This is a genomic window from Myxococcus vastator, from assembly GCF_010894475.1.
GTDB classification, from domain to species: domain Bacteria; phylum Myxococcota; class Myxococcia; order Myxococcales; family Myxococcaceae; genus Myxococcus; species Myxococcus vastator.
Genome location: NZ_JAAIYB010000901.1, coordinates 1 through 889, shown reverse-complemented (window position 1 = coordinate 889; position 889 = coordinate 1). Strand labels below are relative to the sequence as shown.

The window sequence follows — 889 nt, the reverse complement described above, 5'->3', positions numbered from 1 at the left end:
CCGCAGCTCCTGCACCAGTCGAGTCAGCTCCTCGACTTGACGCTCGAGCTCCGCGATGCGCGCATCCTTGGGGTCGACCTCGGCCACGACACGCCGTGTCCCATGCCCCACGCCGCGTCAGCGAGCGACGAGCCTACCGTCGGCTGCTGGCCTGCTCCTTCTTCAACCGCTCATCCCACCTGAACGCTTACGCAGTCCCTGCCTTGCTGGCTGAGGTAAAGCGACTGCGCAAGCATGGCGGCTGCGATGTCAATGTCTTCGCTCGCGAAAGCGCCGTGGATTCATATCCATTGGCTCCTCGGCCGTTCCGCCTTGCGTTTCTACCTCGCGTCGGAGAACTCATCGACCTTGACGTGCGCCAGCCTCCCATGCGCGTTGAATACGTAGTGCACCGAATTGAGCGCAATTGCGTGGACTTGGTGGGGACGTTGGAGCAGCAACACACGACAAGCAGCCCATGATTCGTTGAGCAGCCCGCCCCAGCATCCCGGAGCGGGCCGCCACAACACCTCACCAGCCGAACGTCCACCTCACGCCCACGCCAGCCATCCGCTCGCGTGCGTTGGCCTCGCCGAAAGCGAAGAGCCCGAGGTTGGACCGGAGCCGAGCCCCCGCCTCCAGGCGCGTGTAGGCGCCGGAGAGCGAGGATACGCCGGCCTGGGCCTCCAGGTAACCGCTCCTCACGGGCATATCGGAGAGGACACGAGAGAGCCCCGCGGACACTGCTACCCGCGGGGCGTCGAAGGGACCGGCAGCACCTTCGTATCCGCTGCACGAGCCCCGTCTTCCGTAAGCCCAGGCGGACGTTCAAGCTGACGGGGTGAACGGGACGCTTTCAGCGCGGCGACGACTGCTCTTCGGACGAGGCCAGAGCCGGCTCCGGGACGGT

General features: G+C 65.9%; 1 protein-coding gene. It reads right to left on the bottom strand.

Annotation, left to right across the window (positions count from 1 at the left end):
* Window positions 1-510: 510 nt before the first annotated feature.
* On the bottom strand, window positions 511-690 hold the full coding sequence (locus G4D87_RS38225) for a hypothetical protein (RefSeq protein ID WP_163787643.1): 180 nt from the start codon (window positions 688-690) through the stop codon (window positions 511-513).
* Window positions 691-889 lie beyond the last annotated feature (199 nt).